Origin of the sequence: Kitasatospora sp. NPDC094028, assembly GCF_049543595.1 — a bacterium.
Classification (GTDB): domain Bacteria; phylum Actinomycetota; class Actinomycetes; order Streptomycetales; family Streptomycetaceae; genus Kitasatospora.
The window spans coordinates 48,013-65,330 of sequence record NZ_JBMVFA010000020.1; the positions used below are offsets into that span (position 1 = coordinate 48,013).

At 76.3% G+C, this 17,318-nt stretch carries 11 protein-coding genes; 3 read left to right on the forward strand and 8 right to left on the reverse strand.

Translation table 11 applies throughout. The annotated features are described in order from the left end of the window. Positions 1 to 125: 125 nt before the first annotated feature. From ACPC54_RS26460 to ACPC54_RS26490, 7 genes are all read right to left on the reverse strand, one after another. Positions 126 to 1,016 carry a S1 family peptidase gene (locus tag ACPC54_RS26460; protein WP_498968242.1) on the reverse strand — a complete coding sequence of 297 codons (891 nt, stop codon included), beginning with the start codon at positions 1,014 to 1,016 and terminating at the stop codon, positions 126 to 128. A gap of 242 nt (positions 1,017 to 1,258) precedes the next feature. Then, complete coding sequence (locus ACPC54_RS26465; protein WP_498968243.1) at positions 1,259 to 2,905, reverse strand: RNA polymerase sigma factor; 1,647 nt, start codon at positions 2,903 to 2,905, stop codon at positions 1,259 to 1,261. Positions 2,906 to 3,448: 543 nt separating this feature from the next. After that, positions 3,449 to 4,378: a FadR/GntR family transcriptional regulator gene (locus tag ACPC54_RS26470; protein WP_498968244.1), complete on the reverse strand. Its 930-nt coding sequence runs from the start codon at positions 4,376 to 4,378 to the stop codon at positions 3,449 to 3,451. A 178-nt stretch (positions 4,379 to 4,556) separates the two neighbouring features. After that, entirely contained in the window at positions 4,557 to 5,462 is a 906-nt protein-coding gene (locus tag ACPC54_RS26475; protein ID WP_498968245.1) for a hypothetical protein, read from the reverse strand. Between the two features lie 3 nt (positions 5,463 to 5,465). Beyond that, complete coding sequence (locus ACPC54_RS26480) at positions 5,466 to 6,812, reverse strand: DUF8746 domain-containing protein (RefSeq protein WP_498968246.1); 1,347 nt, start codon at positions 6,810 to 6,812, stop codon at positions 5,466 to 5,468. A 252-nt stretch (positions 6,813 to 7,064) separates the two neighbouring features. Further along, positions 7,065 to 7,823 (reverse strand): NUDIX hydrolase, encoded by a 759-nt coding sequence (locus tag ACPC54_RS26485; RefSeq protein ID WP_498968248.1) that lies wholly within the window; start codon positions 7,821 to 7,823, stop codon positions 7,065 to 7,067. Positions 7,824 to 7,976: 153 nt separating this feature from the next. Continuing rightward, positions 7,977 to 10,130: an amylo-alpha-1,6-glucosidase gene (locus ACPC54_RS26490; RefSeq protein ID WP_498968349.1), complete on the reverse strand. Its 2,154-nt coding sequence runs from the start codon at positions 10,128 to 10,130 to the stop codon at positions 7,977 to 7,979. Between the two features lie 646 nt (positions 10,131 to 10,776). Between ACPC54_RS26490 and ACPC54_RS26495 the strand changes: the two genes are divergently transcribed. Then, a complete protein-coding gene (locus ACPC54_RS26495) occupies positions 10,777 to 12,090 on the forward strand; it encodes an alpha/beta fold hydrolase (RefSeq protein WP_498968250.1) in 1,314 nt (437 codons plus the stop codon). A gap of 31 nt (positions 12,091 to 12,121) precedes the next feature. Here the strand turns inward: ACPC54_RS26495 and ACPC54_RS26500 are convergent, their stop codons facing one another. Then, a complete protein-coding gene (locus ACPC54_RS26500) occupies positions 12,122 to 13,672 on the reverse strand; it encodes a DUF4192 domain-containing protein (RefSeq protein WP_498968251.1) in 1,551 nt (516 codons plus the stop codon). A gap of 228 nt (positions 13,673 to 13,900) precedes the next feature. Here ACPC54_RS26500 and ACPC54_RS26505 point away from each other — a divergent pair, with 228 nt between their 5' ends. After that, positions 13,901 to 16,096 carry a RecQ family ATP-dependent DNA helicase gene (locus ACPC54_RS26505; protein ID WP_498968253.1) on the forward strand — a complete coding sequence of 732 codons (2,196 nt, stop codon included), beginning with the start codon at positions 13,901 to 13,903 and terminating at the stop codon, positions 16,094 to 16,096. A gap of 468 nt (positions 16,097 to 16,564) precedes the next feature. Next, positions 16,565 to 17,296, forward strand: coding sequence for a hypothetical protein (locus ACPC54_RS26510; RefSeq protein ID WP_498968254.1), 732 nt, complete (start codon positions 16,565 to 16,567; stop codon positions 17,294 to 17,296). Positions 17,297 to 17,318 lie beyond the last annotated feature (22 nt).

Consider the following 17,318-nt stretch of genomic DNA (forward strand, 5'->3'; position numbering starts at 1 on the left):
TCGTTTCCGCTCCCGGGCCTCCGCGACCCGGGGGCACCGTTCTCCGGCCGCTTCCCCCGCGTTCGGCCGGCGCCACCCGACGCGACGTCAGAACGTGACCGCGCGGTCACGCCGCCGCCGGGGCGTCACAGCGCCGAGCGCACCTTGTCCGTGACCGAGGAGATCCGGGTGTAGACCCCGGGGTGGGCGGCCTCGGCGCAGCCCGTCCCCCAGGACACCAGGCCGACCAGCCGGCCCTCGACCACCAGCGGGCCGCCGCTGTCGCCCTGGCAGGCGTCCTTGCCGCCCTTCTCCTCGCCCGCGCAGACCATGCCGCGGGCGTCGAACTTGCCGTCCTGCCCGCCCGGGTAGGCGTGCGCGCAGGTCTGGTCCGCGATCATCGACACCTCGACGCCGCGCAGCACCGGTGAGTAGTCCCCCCGCCCGGTGGTGTCGCCCCAGCCGTAGACCTGCGCCCGCGTCCCGGGCGCGTACGGCCCGCTCTCGCCCTGGCCGATCAGGTCGATCACCGGACGGGAGCCCTGCGACTCGGCGAGGGTGAGCACCGCGACGTCGTTCATGTTGGCGGAGAACGAGTAGTCGGGGTGGATCCACACCGACCGCACCGCGACCTCGCGGCCCGCCGAGCCGCGCATGTCGTCCCGGCCGACGATCACCTTCAGGCCGGGCCGGTCCGCCCGGGCGCCCCTGGACTCGTCGTAGAAGCAGTGGGCGGCCGTCACCACCTTGGTCGGGGTGACCAGCGCTCCCCCGCAGAACTGGCCGGAGTGGCCGCTGCCGAACTGCTGGCGGCTGGAGAGCGCCACCATCCACGGGTGGTCGTCGATGCTCACGGCGTCGCCGCCGACCACCCGGCGCTGTGCCTCGGCCGGGCCGGCCGTGCCGAGCGCGAACAGCGGGACGGGTACGGCGGCCAGCAGCGCCAGGACGGCGGCCCGGCGGCGCCGCCGCCCGTCGCGGGCGGGGCCCAGGTCCGGGCGGGTCGGGGCGGGGGTCGGCAGGTCAGCGCGGTCCACGTCGGGCAGCACCGTGAGGCTCCAGTCGGCTCGGCAGCAGGCAACCGGCACAGCGTAGGTGACCGACTACGCGGTGCGACCGGTTACCGGCATGCCGCCACCCGGACGGGCGACAAGCGCCACCCGGACGCTGACGGACCGGCCGTCCGGGCCCGCCCGAACGGCTCCCGGGGCGGGCCCGGACAGCCCGGAGGCCCGGAACCGTACCGGTTCCGGGCCTCCGGGTGACGCTGTGCGGCCGATCAGTCCAGGTAGTCGCGGAGCACCTGGGAGCGCGACGGGTGGCGCAGCTTCGACATGGTCTTCGACTCGATCTGGCGGATGCGCTCACGGGTGACCCCGTACACCTTGCCGATCTCGTCGAGCGTCTTCGGCTGACCATCGGTCAGGCCGAAGCGCATCGAGACCACGCCGGCCTCGCGCTCGGAGAGGGTGTCCAGCACCGAGTGCAGCTGCTCCTGGAGCAGGGTGAAGGAGACCGCGTCGGCCGGTACGACCGCCTCGGAGTCCTCGATCAGGTCACCGAACTCGCTGTCGCCGTCCTCGCCCAGCGGGGTGTGCAGCGAGATCGGCTCGCGGCCGTACTTCTGGACCTCGATGACCTTCTCGGGGGTCATGTCGAGTTCCTTGGCCAGCTCCTCCGGGGTGGGCTCGCGGCCCAGGTCCTGGAGCATCTGGCGCTGGACGCGGGCCAGCTTGTTGATGACCTCGACCATGTGCACCGGGATGCGGATGGTGCGGGCCTGGTCGGCCATGGCGCGGGTGATCGCCTGACGGATCCACCAGGTCGCGTAGGTCGAGAACTTGTAGCCCTTGGTGTAGTCGAACTTCTCGACCGCACGGATCAGACCGAGGTTGCCCTCCTGGATCAGGTCCAGGAACAGCATGCCGCGGCCGGTGTAGCGCTTGGCCAGCGAAACCACCAGGCGGAGGTTGGCCTCCAGCAGGTGGTTCTTGGCCCGGCGGCCGTCCTCGGCGATGATCTCCAGCTCGCGCTTGAGCTTGGGGGCGAGCTTGTCGGCGGCCGAGAGCTTGTCCTCGGCGAACAGGCCGGCCTCGATGCGCTTGGCGAGCTCGACCTCCTGCTCGGCGTTGAGCAGCGGGACCTTGCCGATCTGCTTCAGGTAGTCCTTGACCGGGTCGGCGGTGGCACCGGCGACGGCGACCTGCTGGGCCGGCGCGTCGTCCTCGTCGTCGTCGGAGAGCACGAAGCCCTGCGACTCCTCCTCGGGCTCCGCCTCCTCGCCCGGCTTGTCGCCGGGCAGCGCGACGTCCTCGAGCAGCTCCTCTTCGCCGAGCAGCTCCTCGTCGCCCTTGGCGGTCTTGCCGGCGGCGGTCTTCTTGGCGGCGGCCTTCTTGGCCGGCGCGGCGGTCTTCTTGGCCGCGGCCTTCTTGGCCGGGGCGGCCTTCTTCGCCACGGTCGCCTTCACCTCGGTGACGACGGTGGTCGCCTCGACGGTGATCTCGGCGGAGACCGTGGGGGCCGGCGCGGCGGCGGCCGCGACGGCCGGAGCCGCGACGGGCGCGCCGGGCGCGATGCGCACGGGCGGCTTGGTCGGGGCCGCGGGGGCGGCCGGGGTCCGGGTGGTGACCGCCTTGGTGGCGGTGCGCTTGGTGGGGCTCTTGGCAGCAACGCTCTTGCGCTTGGCGCCGGCCGGTTCGGCCGCGCTGACCATGAGGTCCACCCCCTCCTCAATCAGCACCTGGTTGAGGCTGCGCATGACGTTCTTCCACTTGGTGACCGGGATCTGGTCCGCCTCGAACGCCTGGCGCACGTCGTCACCGGCGATCTGCCCCTGGGCCTTGCCCCGCTCGATGAGCGCCAGCAGAGCCGCGGACTCGGCGATCTCGGGGGGAAGTGAACGGGATGTGCTGGCCGACACGAACAACCTCTCGGACGATGAGTGGACTCGAACCCGTACCGGCCGCCCGAGCGGGCGGGGAAGGAGATCGCGTGCCTGGGCGCGCGCTGTCGATTCCGACCGACTCGGGCTTGAGGACTGGGGTCTACGGGACGGCAGCAGCGCCGCGGACCAACACAGCGTTCTGACATGTTGGCGTTATTCCGGAGCTGCTTCCGCTCAGGACACATCGCTGCTACTCGTCAAGTGTTACGCATGGCCTTCGTGTCGCGGGTCACACCCCTCGGGTGCCCGCGGCCACGGGGCCGGAGTCCATCATCGCGCACTCGCGCCGAAAGTCGTTGGCATGGACGCTACCGCACGCGGCGCCGTCCCCTCCGGCGTTCCGACCGGCTCCCGCCCCCGCCGCGCAGGGGCCCTCCGGGCGGCACCGCGAAGGCGGCCGGAGGGCCCCGGGACGCGCCCGCCGGGCGGCGGGCCCATCGGGACGGCGACGGGGAGCGGCGGTGGGGACGGACGTACGGGCGGGGCGGGCGGCACACGGCGCCTCCGCGCACCGGACCGGGCCGCTCAGTGCTCCCGGGGAGCGGGGACGGAGGGCTCGATCTCGGGGTGGACGGTGAGCAGCGCCCGCATCGCGGCCTCGCCGGCGGTGCCGTCGCCGGCGCCCAGCGCGTCCACCAGCCGGGCGTGCAGGCCGACCGAGGGCTCGGAGGGCCGCTCGCAGGAGATCGCCGGGCCGCCGGACACCTGCAGCGCGCAGGTGACGATCCCGGACAGGTGCTCCAGCATCCGGTTGCCGGCCATCTGCAGGATCAGCGCGTGCAGCTCGGCGTCGGCCCGGGTGTAGGTCGACAGGTCGGCCTGGGCGGCGGCGTGGCCCATGATCTCGACCAGCTCGACCAGCCGCTGCTGGACGTCCTCCCGGCCGTGGCCGGCGGCCAGCCGGGCGGCCAGCGGCTCGATCGCCCAGCGCAGCTCGAACAGCTCCCGGCGCTGCTCGTCCCGCTGCGGGCCGAACGCGCGCCACTCGATGATGTCCGGGTCCAGCAGGTTCCAGTCGCCGACCGGGCGGACCCGGGTGCCGACGTTCGGCCGGGCGCTGACCAGGCCCTTGGCCTCCAGCACCCGCAGCGACTCGCGGACGACGGTGCGGGAGACCTCGAAGCGCTGGCCGATCTCCTCGGGGACCAGCGGGCGGTCGGCGCCCAGGTCGCCGGAGACGATCATCTGGCCGAGCTGCTGGACCAGCTGGCCGTGCAGGCCCCGGCCGCGGCTGCTGGTGGTCTTGCGGCCGACCCGGGAGAGCTCGGACTCGGCGCCCTCCCAGCGGGGCGCCGGCGGGGTCGGCCGGTCGGCGTAGGAGAAGCGGTCCAGCTCGCCGGAGCCGATGGGCCCTTCGGCGGAACGGGCGGGGGTCATGGTGGGGTGCGCAAGGGTGTTCACGCCTCCTTTGTCGGCGATCGGCAGGCACAGCTTGAGAATTCTCGTGAAAAGCACACGAAAGGGTGATCGACCGTGACTGGATCATTGACTTCTTATCGGGAAGAACCACGCATTGCGGTCACTGCTGGTCGATCTTGGTAGTTCGGGGCGCCCACCGCCCCGGCGGGCCGGTGCCGGGGCAGGGCCGCGGACCGGTCCGAAGGCCGGTCCGGGGAGCGGCTCGGGGAGCGGCTTAGAGCGCCCGGCGGCGGGCCTGGAGCAGCAGGGCCGCGAGCAGCAGCAGGACGGCCGGGGCCGCCACCGCCGCGAGCAGCGCCGGATCGGTCAGCGCCGCGCCCCCGGCCGTCGCCCCGCGGGTGCCGCCGTACACCCAGCCGTACGCCCACTCGATGCCGGACTGGAACGGCAGCAGCTCGGCCGCCCGGCCCGGCCACGGCCGGCCCGTCCGGCGCAGCGACAGGGCCACGCCGGACTCCAGCAGCGGCGGCAGCGCGCACAGCAGCAGGACCCCGGCCGCGGCGCTGCGGGTCAGCGAGGCGGTCAGCACCCCGGTCCAGGCCGCCACCACGGTCAGCAGGACGAAGGCCAGCAGGGCGGCCGGCACGCCGTGGCCGGCCACCAGTGCCACCGGGGCGAAGGCCCCCGGCAGGTCGTCCAACCCGGACAGGCCGGCGCCGGTCAGCGCCCCGGACACCCGGGCCGACAGCGCGCCGGGCTCCGCCCAGGCCGCCACCGTCACCCCGGACGGCAGCGCCAGGTGCACGGCCACCGTGTCCAGCAGCAGCGTGGCCAGCGCCAGCAGCGCCGCCACCGGGCCGACCACCAGCAGCTTGGCCAGCAGCAGCCGCACCCGGCGCGCGTACGCCACCTGCGAGGCCGGCAGCCCCGGGTGGCGCACCTCGTGCCCGTACGACAGCGCGCCCAGCACGCCCGCCCCGAGCGCCGCGAAGGGCAGCGGGATCAGCGGGACGGCGGCGGTCAGCAGCCGCACCCCGGCCGGGGCGGCCATCGGGCCGGACGGCGTCTGGCTCGCCAGCACGGCGGCCACGGCGGCGTCGCCGACCAGCACGGCGGCCAGCAGCAGCCAGGTGGAACGCAGGCCGCGCAGCCGGCGCAGCTCGTAGGCCAGGACACGCACGGTTCACTCGCTCCGGTGGTCGTCGGGGGTGGCGGGGAGGGCGGGGAGGGCGGGGGCGGCGCCCGCGGCGGGGCGGGCCGGGCGGCTCAGCCGGACGGTGTCGTCGGTGAGCAGGTCGGCCGCGCTCGTCCGGCGGCCGACCGCCCCGGACCGGACGGGGTGCGGCCGGTCGCCGGGGCCCTCGCGGAAGAGCCGGTCCACGGCCACGGTGGGGGCGGCCGGCTCCTCCCGGCGCGGGGCGGCGCCGCGCAGCGCGCGGGCGCCGCCGGCGGCCACCGGCGCCACGGGCAGGGCGGGCAGGGCGGGGGCGGGCGGCTGGTCCGGTTCCCGCCGCGGCTCCTCGGACTGCGCCTCGGACTGCGCCTCGGACGGCCCTGCGGGCGACTCCCCGGGCGGCGTCTCTGACGGCTCGCCGTGCTGGACCCGGAGGTGCCCGGAGCGGCCCGAGGCGACCGGCAGGGCGGCCCGGGGCACCGGCTGCTCGACCACCCGGTCGGCCAGCTCGTGCAGCATGATGCCGTTGCGGTAGGCGAGCTCGCCGATCTCGGTCCGGTCGAGGCCGGCCACCGCGAGGCCCACGCTGCCGTCCCGGCGCACCTCGGCGCCCTGGCCGACCAGCAGGTCCGCCAACCGGGCCATCTGCGGCCCCCGGACGGCCACCTCGGGGCTGAGCCTGGTGCGGCGGAACTCCGTCACCGGCTGGTCGGCCACCAGCCGGCCCCGGTCCAGGGTGATCACCCGGTCGGCGAGCTGCGCGGCCTCCTGCGGGGTGCGGGTGGTCGTCAGGACCGTCCCGCCCGCGACGGCGAAGGAGCGCAGGAAGGAGTGGAACCACTCGACGTTGCGCGGGGACAGCCCCTCGGTCGGCGCGTCGAGCAGCAGCGCGCACGGATCCCCGAGCAGGGCGGCCGCCAGGGCCAGCCGGCGGTGCATGCCCGGCGAGAAGCTGCGCAGCCGCTGCCCGGCGACGGCGGCCAGCCGGGTCTGCTCCAGCAGTTCGTCGGCCCGCCGGGCGGGGACGCCGACCGCCGCCGCGAGCATCCGCAGGTGGCCGCGCGCCGTGCGCCCCGGGTGGCCGGCGACCGCCGCGGCGCCCTCCCCCGGCCCCGGCAGCAGCACGCCGACCTCGCGCTCCGGCCGGCGCAGCCGGCGGTACGGGCGGCCGCCGAAGAGCGTGACGCCCTGACCGCGTTCGAGTTCGAGCATCAGCCGCAGGGCGGTGGTCTTGCCCGCCTCCTCGGTGCCGAGCAGCGCCGTCACCATGCCGGGCCGGACGTCGAAGGTCAGGTCGAGCACGGCGGGCGGGGCACCCTTTCGGTAGACCTTGGTCAGTCCGGTGCTCTGGATCATCGCTGGCTGCTCCCATGCCTTCGGCCGGTCCACTGGACGCGCGGCGCCCCCTGGTGGGCCGGCGTGCCCGCACGGCCTCGCGCCAGCACATTAGGGGGCGGCGGGGGCGATTCCGGGCATTACGGCGGCGGGACGGGCCGGGCGGCCGTCCGGCTCACCCGATCAGGGGACAATCCGATCCTGCGATTCCCGCACGGGGTGACGGGATTGGCCGGGCTCCGGGCTCCGGGCTCCGGGCTCAGGACTCAGGACTCAGGACTCCGGGCGCAGCATGGGCGGATTGAGCACGGTCGCACCGCCGGCGGTGAACAGCTGGGCCGGGCGGCCGCCCTGACGCGTCGTCGTGCCGCCGGAGGGCAGCAGGAAGCCGGGGGTTCCGGTCACCTTGCGGTGGAAGTTCCGCGGGTCCAGCACGACGCCCCAGACCGCCTCGTAGACCCGGCGCAGCTCGCCGACGGTGAACTCGGTCGGGCAGAAGGCGGTGGCGAGCGAGGAGTACTCGATCTTGGAGCGGGCGCGTTCTACGCCGTCCGCGAGGATCAGGCCGTGGTCGAAGGCGAGCGGGACGCCGTCCGCCGGGCTCTGGCCGAGCAGCTCGCCGACCGGGGCCCAGCGGGCGCTGCTGGCGTCGCCGCCGGCCCGGGGGGTCGGCAGGTCGGGGGCGAGCACCAGGTAGGCGACGCTGACCACCCGCATCCGGGGGTCGCGCTGCGGGTGCCCGTAGGTGGCCAGCTGCTCCAGGTGGGCGCCCGCGGTGGCCGGGCCGACCGCCTCGTGACCGGGGGCGGAGTGGGCGCGCAGACCGGTCTCCTCGGCGAGTTCCCGGGAGGCTGCCTCGGCCAGGCCCTCGTCCGGGCGGACGAAGCCGCCGGGCAGCGCCCAGTACCCCTGGAACGGCGGCTCACCTCGTCTGACCAGCAGGGCGCAGAGCGAGTGGTCGCGCACCGTCAGCACCACCAGGTCAACCGTGACAGCGAACGGGGGGAAGGCCGACGGATCGTAGCGCGACATGGCGACGATCATAGTCGTCTCTCTGACGATAAGGACAGGCCCTCGGCCGGGCCGCGCGGCACCCGGCGCCCCGCCCGCGCCGCCCGCGCCGCCCCGTCGCGCGCACGGTTCGCGCACGGGCGGCCCGCGGGCCGCAGGCGGCTCGCCGCCGGCTCAGCGGGCGACGAGCTGCAGCTCAGCAGGCGCCTCCTCCACCATCGCCACCCCGATCCGGCTGACCCGGACCGAGAAGGGCTCCCCCGCCACCCGCAGCCCGGTGAGCTCCAGCTCGCCGAGCGGCGCGGTGCTGGCCGGGCGGACCAGCACCCGGCCGCCCGGGACGTCGGGCCGCACCCCGGCGAGTGCGAACACGGCGTGCGCGGCGGCGGCCGCCGAGACCGCCGCCGGGCGGCAGGCGGCCGGGTGCGGCACGGGCGGGCAACCGGGGGTGCGCTGCTCCCCCGCGTACATCTCGGGCAGCCGCCCGTCGAAGTGGGCCGCCGCGGCGAGCAGGCCCTCCAGCAGTGCGCCGGCCTCGTTCTCGTGGCCGGCCTCGGCGAGCCCGGCGATCGCCAGCGCGGTCTCGTGCACCCGCACCGCACCGCTGCGGTGGCCGAGCGGGTTGAACCGGGGGGACTTGGCGCTGAGCGTGCGCAGGCCCCAGCCGCTGTCCAGCTCGGGCGCGGCCAGGCGCTGGGCGAACAGCCGGGTCTGCTCGCGGTCCAGCAGGCTCTCGTGGCGGCCGCCGTCCGCGGCGAGCCCGGTGTCGAGCAGGTGCACCAGGGAGGAGGCCAGGGCGGGCAGCGGCTGGCCGCCGGGGGCGAGCCCGGCGGCAGGCCGGCCGCCGGAGAGGTCGTCGATCCAGAACCGTTCGCGGAAGCGGCCGCGCAGCTCGGCGGCCCAGCCGCGCCACTGCTCAGCACCCGGGCGGCCGAAGGCCTCCAGCAGCTCGGCTCCGTGCAGGGCGGCCCGGTGGGCCTGGGCCTGGACCTCGGCGCGGGCGGGCACCGGGTGGGCGGAATGGTCCTGCGCCGGGCGGCTCAGATCGGTGACGAAGCCGTCGACCAGGCCCTCGCGCAGGGCGACCAGGGCGCGCTCGGCGGTCGGCAGCAGTTCGACCGCCTCCGCCCGGGGCAGGCCCCAGCGCCAGGCCTCGGCCAGCACGGTGACGAAGAGCAGGGTGGCCTCGGTGGCGGTGCAGGAGGGCGGCAGCTCGGGGCCGCCGTGCCGCAGGGCGCCGGGGAGCAGCCCCTCGGTGCGGCCGGGGGCGGCGGTGAGCTGCTGCCGGCGGGCCAGCGCCCGGAGGGTGCCGGCGGCGAGCCGGGTGCCGAGCGGCAGGGTCAGCCGGGCGGCCCAGAGCGCGTCGGCCGGGGCGAGGCCGAAACGCCAGGGCACGCCGGAGGCCGGGTAGAGGTCGGTCGGCCGGTCCGGGTCCGCGAGCAGCAGCCCGCCGAGGGCGTCCAGGGAGCGGGTGACCAGCGGGACGGCGCGGGGGTCGTCGCTGCGGACCTCCGGTTCGGCCCAGGGCAGCGGGACGCCGGTGCCGCGCCCGCCGGGCGGGCGCGGGCCCGCGGCGGTGCTCTCCAGCTCGGCGCGCAGCTCGACCGACCAGCGGGCGCCGGGCTGGACCTCCAGGTCCCAGCGGAGCACCCCCGCGCCGGCCAGGACGGCGTGCGGGGAGGGCTTGGCGCTGACCACGGCACTGTGCGCCGGGCCGGTCCAGCGCAGCCCGGCGGACTGCACCTGGCCCGGCAGGTCGGGCGGGCGGTGGCCCGCGGCGATCTCGGCCACCGGGCCGAGATCGGTGCCGAGCGCGATCTCCAGCGGCAGCCGGGCCGGGCGGCCGCCGGTGTTGCGCACCGTGACGGTCTCCACGCCGTCCGCGTGGCGCAGCCGCTCGACGGTGAGCGCCGGGTCCGGGTCGAGGTCCCCGGGGAGGCGGACGGTGCCGAGGAAGCGGGCCTGGGCGGTGCTGGTCAGGGTGCCCAGGAGCGGGAGCGGTTCCATGCCGCCCAGCCGCAGCTCCATCCGGGCGAGCACCCGGACGCCGTGGCGGTAGAAGCCGTGCAGGCCGTGGCCGCGCAGCTGGCCGTCCGGGCCGGAGGCGGCCATCCCGGGGGCGTTGACGCAGAGCACCGCGTGGTGGGCGGCGGGGGGCTGGGGGCGCGGCGGGGCCATCGGGCGGCCCGGGCCCACGGGTGCGCCGACCGGTGCACCGCCGGGCGTGGCGGGCCCGAAGGGCTGGGCGGGCGGGGCCTGGTCGGGCCGGCCGGCCGGTCTCGGCACGCCGGCCACGCTCTCGGCCGGCACGGCCCGTGGTGGCCTCATGGCGGTCACCGGACTCTCCTCCCCTCGGCGGTCCGGTGGCCGGGTCTGGCCGGTGGGCCGCGAGCATGCTCGATCGCCTGCTGATGGTGCCGGGTCGGCGGGGTGCCCCGCAGGCCGTTTGCCGTGCTCGACCGTGCCCGGTGCCGGGTGGCGCCGTGCGTGGCGCCGGTCGTGCCGTGCGCGGTACCGGGCCGGTACCGGCGCCGCGCCGACCTTACGGGCCGACACCGCGGGCCCGCCGGTCGGCCCGGACGTCGTCGGGCCCGTCGCCCCGGGACGCGAACGCCCCGGCGAGGTGGCACGTACCGCCCGGGGAGCGGTGTCCGGACGGGCGCCGTCCGGGCACGTGGCCCCCGGGGTGAACGCCGCAGGCGGCCTCCAGGTCACGCCGCGGGGCAACCGCGGCCCCGCCCGGCCGGGCCCGTCACTCGGGTGCTGCCGCCGCCGTCCACCCATTGCCGGGGCCGCGCCGCATGGGCCGTTCGCATACGGATCCGACAGTACGACCGGTGCTCGACGTGGGTGGTGGTGGTCGAACGGCCGCTCGACCGCGGTCAGGATACGGTGCGGGGGTCGCGGCGCCCGCACCCGGCGATCCCGTGAATCGCGACACCACCGCTGTGACCAGCAGAGACCGAGGAGTTGCATGTCCACCGCCAGCCGGCTGCCCGGGATTGTCACGACCGACCACGTCTTCCAGCTGCCCCTCGACCACGCCGCCCCGGAGGGCGAGCAGATCGCGGTGTACGCCCGCGAGGTGGTCGCCGCCGGCCGCGAGCGGGACGACCTGCCCTGGCTGCTCTTCCTCCAGGGCGGGCCCGGCGGCAAGGCCGCCCGCCCGCTCGGCCGGGACTCCTGGCTGGACCGCGCCCTGGACGACTACCGGGTGCTCCTGCTCGACCAGCGCGGCACCGGGCGGTCCACGCCCGCGAACCGGCAGTCGCTCGCCCGCCGCGGCGGCCCCCAGGAGCAGGCCGACTACCTGGCGCACTTCCGCGCCGACTCGATCGTGCGCGACGCCGAGCTGATCCGGCACCGGCTGCTCGGCGCCGACCGGCGCTGGAGCGTGCTCGGCCAGAGCTTCGGCGGCTTCTGCACCCTCACCTACCTCTCCATCGCCCCCGAGGGCCTGACCGAGGCCTTCATCACCGGCGGCCTCGCGGGCCTGACCACCCCCGCCGACGAGGTCTACCGGACCGCCTACCCGCGCGTGGTCGGCAAGAACGAGGCCCACTACGCCCGCTTCCCGCAGGACGTCGAGGCGGTACGACGGATCGCCGCGCACCTCGCCGCCGAGCCCGCGACCCTGCCGGACGGCGGGCTGCTCACCGTCGAGGCGTTCCAGGCGCTCGGCCTGATGCTGGGCGGCGGCAGCGGCTCCGGCGCCCTGCACTACCTGCTGGAGGAGGCCTGGGTGGAGGGCGCGGCCGGGCCCGAACTCTCCGACACCTTCCTGACCGGCGCCCAGGCCCAGCTGTCCTTCGCGGGCGGCCCGCTGTACGCCGTCCTGCACGAGTCGATCTACGGGCAGCGGTCGGTGGACCAGGGCGGCACCGCCTGGTCGGCCGAGCGGCTCCGCAAGGACTTCCCGCAGTTCGACGCCCGGGCCGCGCTGGACTCCGACGCCCCGGTGCTGTTCACCGGGGAGATGATCTACCCCTGGATGTTCGACACCGACCCGGCGCTGCGCCCGCTGAAGGAGACCGCGGAGCTGCTCGCCGCCCGCACCGACTGGCCCGACCTGTACGACCCGGCGCGGCTGGCCGCCAACGCCGTGCCCGTCGTGGCGGCGGTCTACCACGACGACATGTACGTCGACACCCCCGCCTCGTTGGAGACCGCCCGTGCCGTGCGGGGCCTGCGGGTCTGGATCACCAACGAGTGGGAGCACGACGGCCTGCGGCTGAGCGGCGGCAAGGTGCTGGACCGCCTGATCAAGATGGCGCACGGCGAGGCGTAGCGCGCGCCGCCCCGGCGGGGGCGCGAGGAGGTCAGCGCGCATGGCGGCCCCCTCCCGCTTCCCGCCGGCAGCCGCGGCGCCGATGCAGGCCGGTGCCGGCCCCGGTCGCGGTGGCCGACCGGTCGGCGGTGGAGGCGCAGGCGGCCGACCGGCCGAGCCGGACGCCCCGGGTGGGCCGCCGTTCGGTCGCCCCCGTCTCCCCGGCCACCGGCCCGGGCGCGGGGAGCAGGGCGACCGGCCCCGCTCCGCCGCCCTCCGGGGCCGGCCCGGTCGGCCCGGCCGGCCCGGCGGTTCCCTCGGGCCCGGGCGCGCCCGGGCCCGGCCGAGGCGCCGCCCCCTTCCGCCGGACACCCCGGCGCCGCCGGTGCCCGCCCGGCGCCGGATCGGACCGCCCGGCGGGCGCGTCTCCCGGCTCCGGGGCCTCGGGAGCAGCACCCGGCTCCGGAGCTCCGGGCGCCTGCGGCCGGTCGGCGGGCCGCGACGGACCGGGCGCCCGCTCCTCCCGCCGGCACCGCTGAGCCTCCACGGCGGCCATCAGCGCCTCCGGCGCCAGGCCGTCGTTCAGCGACTCGTAGAGCAGCTCGGCCAGCAGGTAGCCCGGGGCCAGCCGGAGGACGTGGCCGAGCACGACACGGGCCGTCGCCGAGTCCCCGGCGACCCAGGAAGCCCAGGCCAGCAAGGTCAGCGGGGCGGCCGCGCAGTCCTCGAAGGGCGGCACGGCCCGCCGGGCGAGGAACCGCCAGAGCCGCTCGGCGGGGGCCAGTTCGGCGGGCCGGGCGTACTCGACGCCGCGGTCCCGGGTGAGGCGGTCCCGCAGAGCGACCAGCAGCCGGGCCGCCCGCTCCTCGTCTACCTCCCGGGCTCCGGCCGCGAACTCGGCGAAGACCTGGTCGAGCAGGGCGGCGCCCTGCTCCCGGGTGACGGCGCCCGCGGCGGCCACCGCCCGGCCCAGGGCCTCGCGCTGGGCACCGGCCCCCGGCGGGTCGATCGGGGCCAGCGCGCCGACGATCGCCTTCCGGCTGCCGCGCGGCACCAGCCCCGCGACGGTCGCGGCGGCGGCCGCCGGGCCCGGGTCGGGGCCGCTGCGCACCGGGTTGCCGGCCGGGTCGCAGCAGCCCTCGTCCCGGCAGAGGAAGGACCACCAGCGGCCGTCCGAGACGCACAGCGACTCCTTGACGGCCACTCCCCTGCGCCCGAAGGCGGCGCGGAGGTGGTCCGACAGCGGCCGCAGCCCGTCCACCGCGGGCGGGGCGTGCGGCGTGGCCGAGTCCCGGCAGAGGTAGAGGAGCACCTGCAGCGGACGGATGCCGTGCCGCTCGGAGAGCGCGACCAGCAGGGCGGCCGTCTCGTCCGCCGCGGTGGGCCACAGCGCGGGGTCGGCCGGGAGGTCGGCCCGGATCACCCCGCCCTGATGCAGGTCGGGGCCCTGGAGCCCGACCGCGACGATGCTGTCGTCGGGGTAGAAGCCCAGGAGGTAGGGCAGCAGCTCGGCCATGTCGGCCGGGCCCCGCATGATCACCGGCCGGTGGCCGGAGGCCGGGCCGAGGGACAGGATGACGTGTTCGTTGTTCATCGCGTTCATGGCCGCAAGAGTGCGCGCGATCCGACGACGCCGCCGAAGCATTCGCTTTCCTGTGGATAACTCCGGCCCCGAATTCCTCTTCGCCCATTCGGAGTACATCAAACCCACTCCGTCGAGTGAATTTTGACGGACGTTCAGCAGATGAACGGATGACCTCCACCCCGCATTCCGCTCCCCGCCGAGGTCGGCATTCGCCCCCTGTCGGCGGCTCGGGGTTACATGGACGCCATGCAGCAGCCCGAGATCCACACCACCGCCACCACCGACCGCGCCGAGGTCAGGGCGCGGGCCGAGGCCGTCCTGCGCGAGCTGGCCGGCCCCGGCGCCGCCCTGCGCGAGGACCAGTGGACGGCCATCGAAGCCCTCGTGGTCGACCACCGCCGCGCCCTGGTCGTCCAGCGCACCGGCTGGGGGAAGTCCGCCGTCTACTTCATCGCGACCGCCCTGCTCCGGGCCCGCGGCGCCGGTCCCACGGTGATCGTCTCGCCGCTGCTCGCGCTGATGCGCAACCAGGTCGAATCGGCCGGCCGGGCCGGCATCCACGCCCGCACCATCAACTCGGCCAACACCGAGGAGTGGGCCGAGGTCCAGGCCGAGGTCGCGGCCGGGAAGGTCGACGTCCTGCTGGTCAGCCCCGAGCGGCTGAACAACCCGGACTTCCGCGACCAGGTGCTGCCCGAGCTGGCCGCCTCCACCGGCCTGCTGGTCGTCGACGAGGCGCACTGCATCTCGGACTGGGGCCACGACTTCCGCCCCGACTACCGCCGGCTGCGCACCATGCTGGCCGACCTGCCGGCCGGCGTCCCGGTGCTGGCCACCACCGCGACGGCCAACGCCCGGGTCACCGCGGACGTCGCCGAGCAGCTCGGCACCGGCGCCGGCGACGCGCGCGCCCTGGTGCTGCGCGGGCCGCTGGAGCGGGAGAGCCTCACCCTGGGCGTGCTGGCCCTGCCCGACCCGGCGCACCGGCTCGCCTGGCTGGCCGACCACCTCGACCGGCTGCCCGGCTCGGGCATCGTCTACACCCTGACGGTCGCCGCCGCCGAGGAGGTGACGGCCTTCCTGCGCGAGCGCGGCTTCCCGGTGGCCTCCTACTCGGGCCGCACCGAGGACGCCGAGCGCCGCACCGCCGAGGCCGACCTGCTGGCCAACCGGGTCAAGGCGCTGGTCGCCACCTCCGCACTGGGCATGGGCTTCGACAAGCCCGACCTCGGCTTCGTGGTGCACCTGGGCTCGCCCAGCTCGCCGATCGCCTACTACCAGCAGGTCGGCCGGGCCGGGCGCGGCGTGGACCGGGCCGAGGTGCTGCTGCTGCCCGGGCGCGAGGACGAGGCGATCTGGCGCTACTTCGCCTCGCTGGCCTTCCCACCGGAGGAGCAGGTGCGCCGCACCATCGACGCGCTGGCCGAGGCCGGCCGCCCGCTCTCCACCGCCGCCCTGGAGCCCCGGGTGGACCTGCGCCGGGCCCGGCTGGAGACCATGCTCAAGGTGCTCGACGTGGACGGCGCCGTCCGCCGGGTCAAGGGCGGCTGGACGGCCACCGGGCAGAGCTGGGCGTACGACACCGAGCGCTACGCCAAGGTCGCGGCCTCCCGGGAGGCCGAGCAGCGGGCGATGCGCGAGTACGCGACGGCCACCGGCTGCCGGATGGAGTTCCTGCGCCGGCAGCTGGACGACGAGCAGGCCGCGCCGTGCGGGCGGTGCGACAACTGCGCGGGCCCGCTGCACACCCCGGACGTCTCCGCCGAGACGCTGGCGGCGGCCCGGGCCGCCCTCGGCCGCCCCGGCGTGAGCTTCGAGCCGCGCCGGCTCTGGCCCACCGGGATGGACGCGCTCGGTGTGCCGCTCAAGGGCCGGATCCCGGCGGGCGAACAGGCGGAGACCGGCCGGGCGCTCGGCCGGCTGTCCGACATCGGCTGGGGCAACCGGCTGCGCGCCCTGCTCGCCGAGCAGGCACCGGACGTCCCGGTGCCCGGCGAGGTCGTGGACGCGCTGGTCGCGGTGCTCGCGGACTGGGCCCGGGGGCCGGGCGGCTGGGCCGGCCCGGCCACCGCGGAGGGCACCCGGCTGGAGCGGCCGGTCGGCGTGGTGACGATGGCCTCCTCGACCCGCCCGCAGCTGGTCGGCACCCTCGGCGCGCGGATCGCCGAGATCGGGCGGATGCCGCTGCTCGGCCGGATCGAGTACGCGGACGGGCGGCCGCCGCACGGGGCCCGCAGCAACAGCGCCCAGCGGCTGCACTCGCTGGCCGGCGCGCTGGTGTTGCCGCCCGGGTTGGAGGAGGCGGTGGCCGCCGCGGGCGGGCCGGTGCTGTTGGTGGACGACCTGGTCGACTCGGGGTGGACGGTCACGGTCGCGGCCCGGCTGCTGCGCCGGGCGGGAGCGGGCGCGGTGCTGCCGCTGGTGCTGGCCGTGCAGGGGTGACCGGGCGGGAGTGACGGGGCGGGAGCGGCCAGGACGGAGCGATCGCACAGGAGGGACGAGGAGGCGGCCCGACCGGCGACCGGCAGCCGCCGGTCGGGCCGGAAGGCAGAGCGCCGGCCGGAGAACATCGCCCGAGCCATTCACTCGAATGGCTCAAGGAAAGGAGCCAGACCGAGCGATTTCGATCACACAGGGCACTCGAACGAATGAGAGCTGTCACCAGGCGACGAGCGGTTCAGCGTGCGCCCCGAGCGGCCCGGATCAAGGTCGACACCCGGGCGGGGGCGACACGGGGAGTGGCGGCCCGCAACTGCCAGACACAGAGCCATCTGATGGCGTTCATCATTTCGTCATTGCCGCTTCACCCCTGATGCCGCGAGAATCGGAGAGTACCCGAAGCCCGGTCCGCTGGACCTGTCCTTCGGCGTACCCGGACACCCGCCTGCCCTCGGGCCAGGAAGGAGGATCGTGATCAACGGCATCGACCGAGGTCCACATCCCCTCGCCCGGAGTTCAGAGCCCAGACGGCTGCTGGACCTGGAGACGTGGACCGCCTCGGGGATTCCGTTGCTGGGCGACCCGCGCGAGTTCGTCCTGGAGCTGCACCAGCGGCACCTGCCCCAGCCGGGCACGGTCGTGGTCGCCGTCCTGGACGCGCTCCACCACCTCGCCGCCTCGGCCTCCTTCACCCCCTGGCCGCACGACACCGACGGCTGGCAGCACCGGAACGCCCTGCTCGCCCACCTGCGCCGGATCACCCCGCACGACCTGCGGCTCGCCCACCCGACCCGCACGGCCGTCCTGCTGCGCTGCCGCGAGGGTGCGCCCGGCTGGTCGGAGCAGGACGGCGCCTGGATGTGGGCGCTGCGGGACGCCTCCGTGCTGCACGGCCTGCGCTGCGGCTCGTACATCGGGCTCACCCCGGCGGGCTGGCAGATCCTCGGGGACGGACGGAGCGGACGCAATCCGCACGCGGGTTCGTGGGCGGAGGGGCCGGTGCACACCGTGACGGAGCTGCCGCCGCGCTCGGCGCTCGACGACGCCCCGCGCAGCCAGCGCGCCCGGCAGCAGGCCGCCGAGCAGGCCAGGCGCGCGGACGGTCCGCAGCGCTCCCGCCCGTCCGAGCGTCCGCCCGAGCTGCCGTGGGCTCCCGCCCGGGTGGCGGCCGTCGAACCGGCCCGGCGCACGGGCACCCGCTGAGCCCGGACCGCGACGGGCGGAC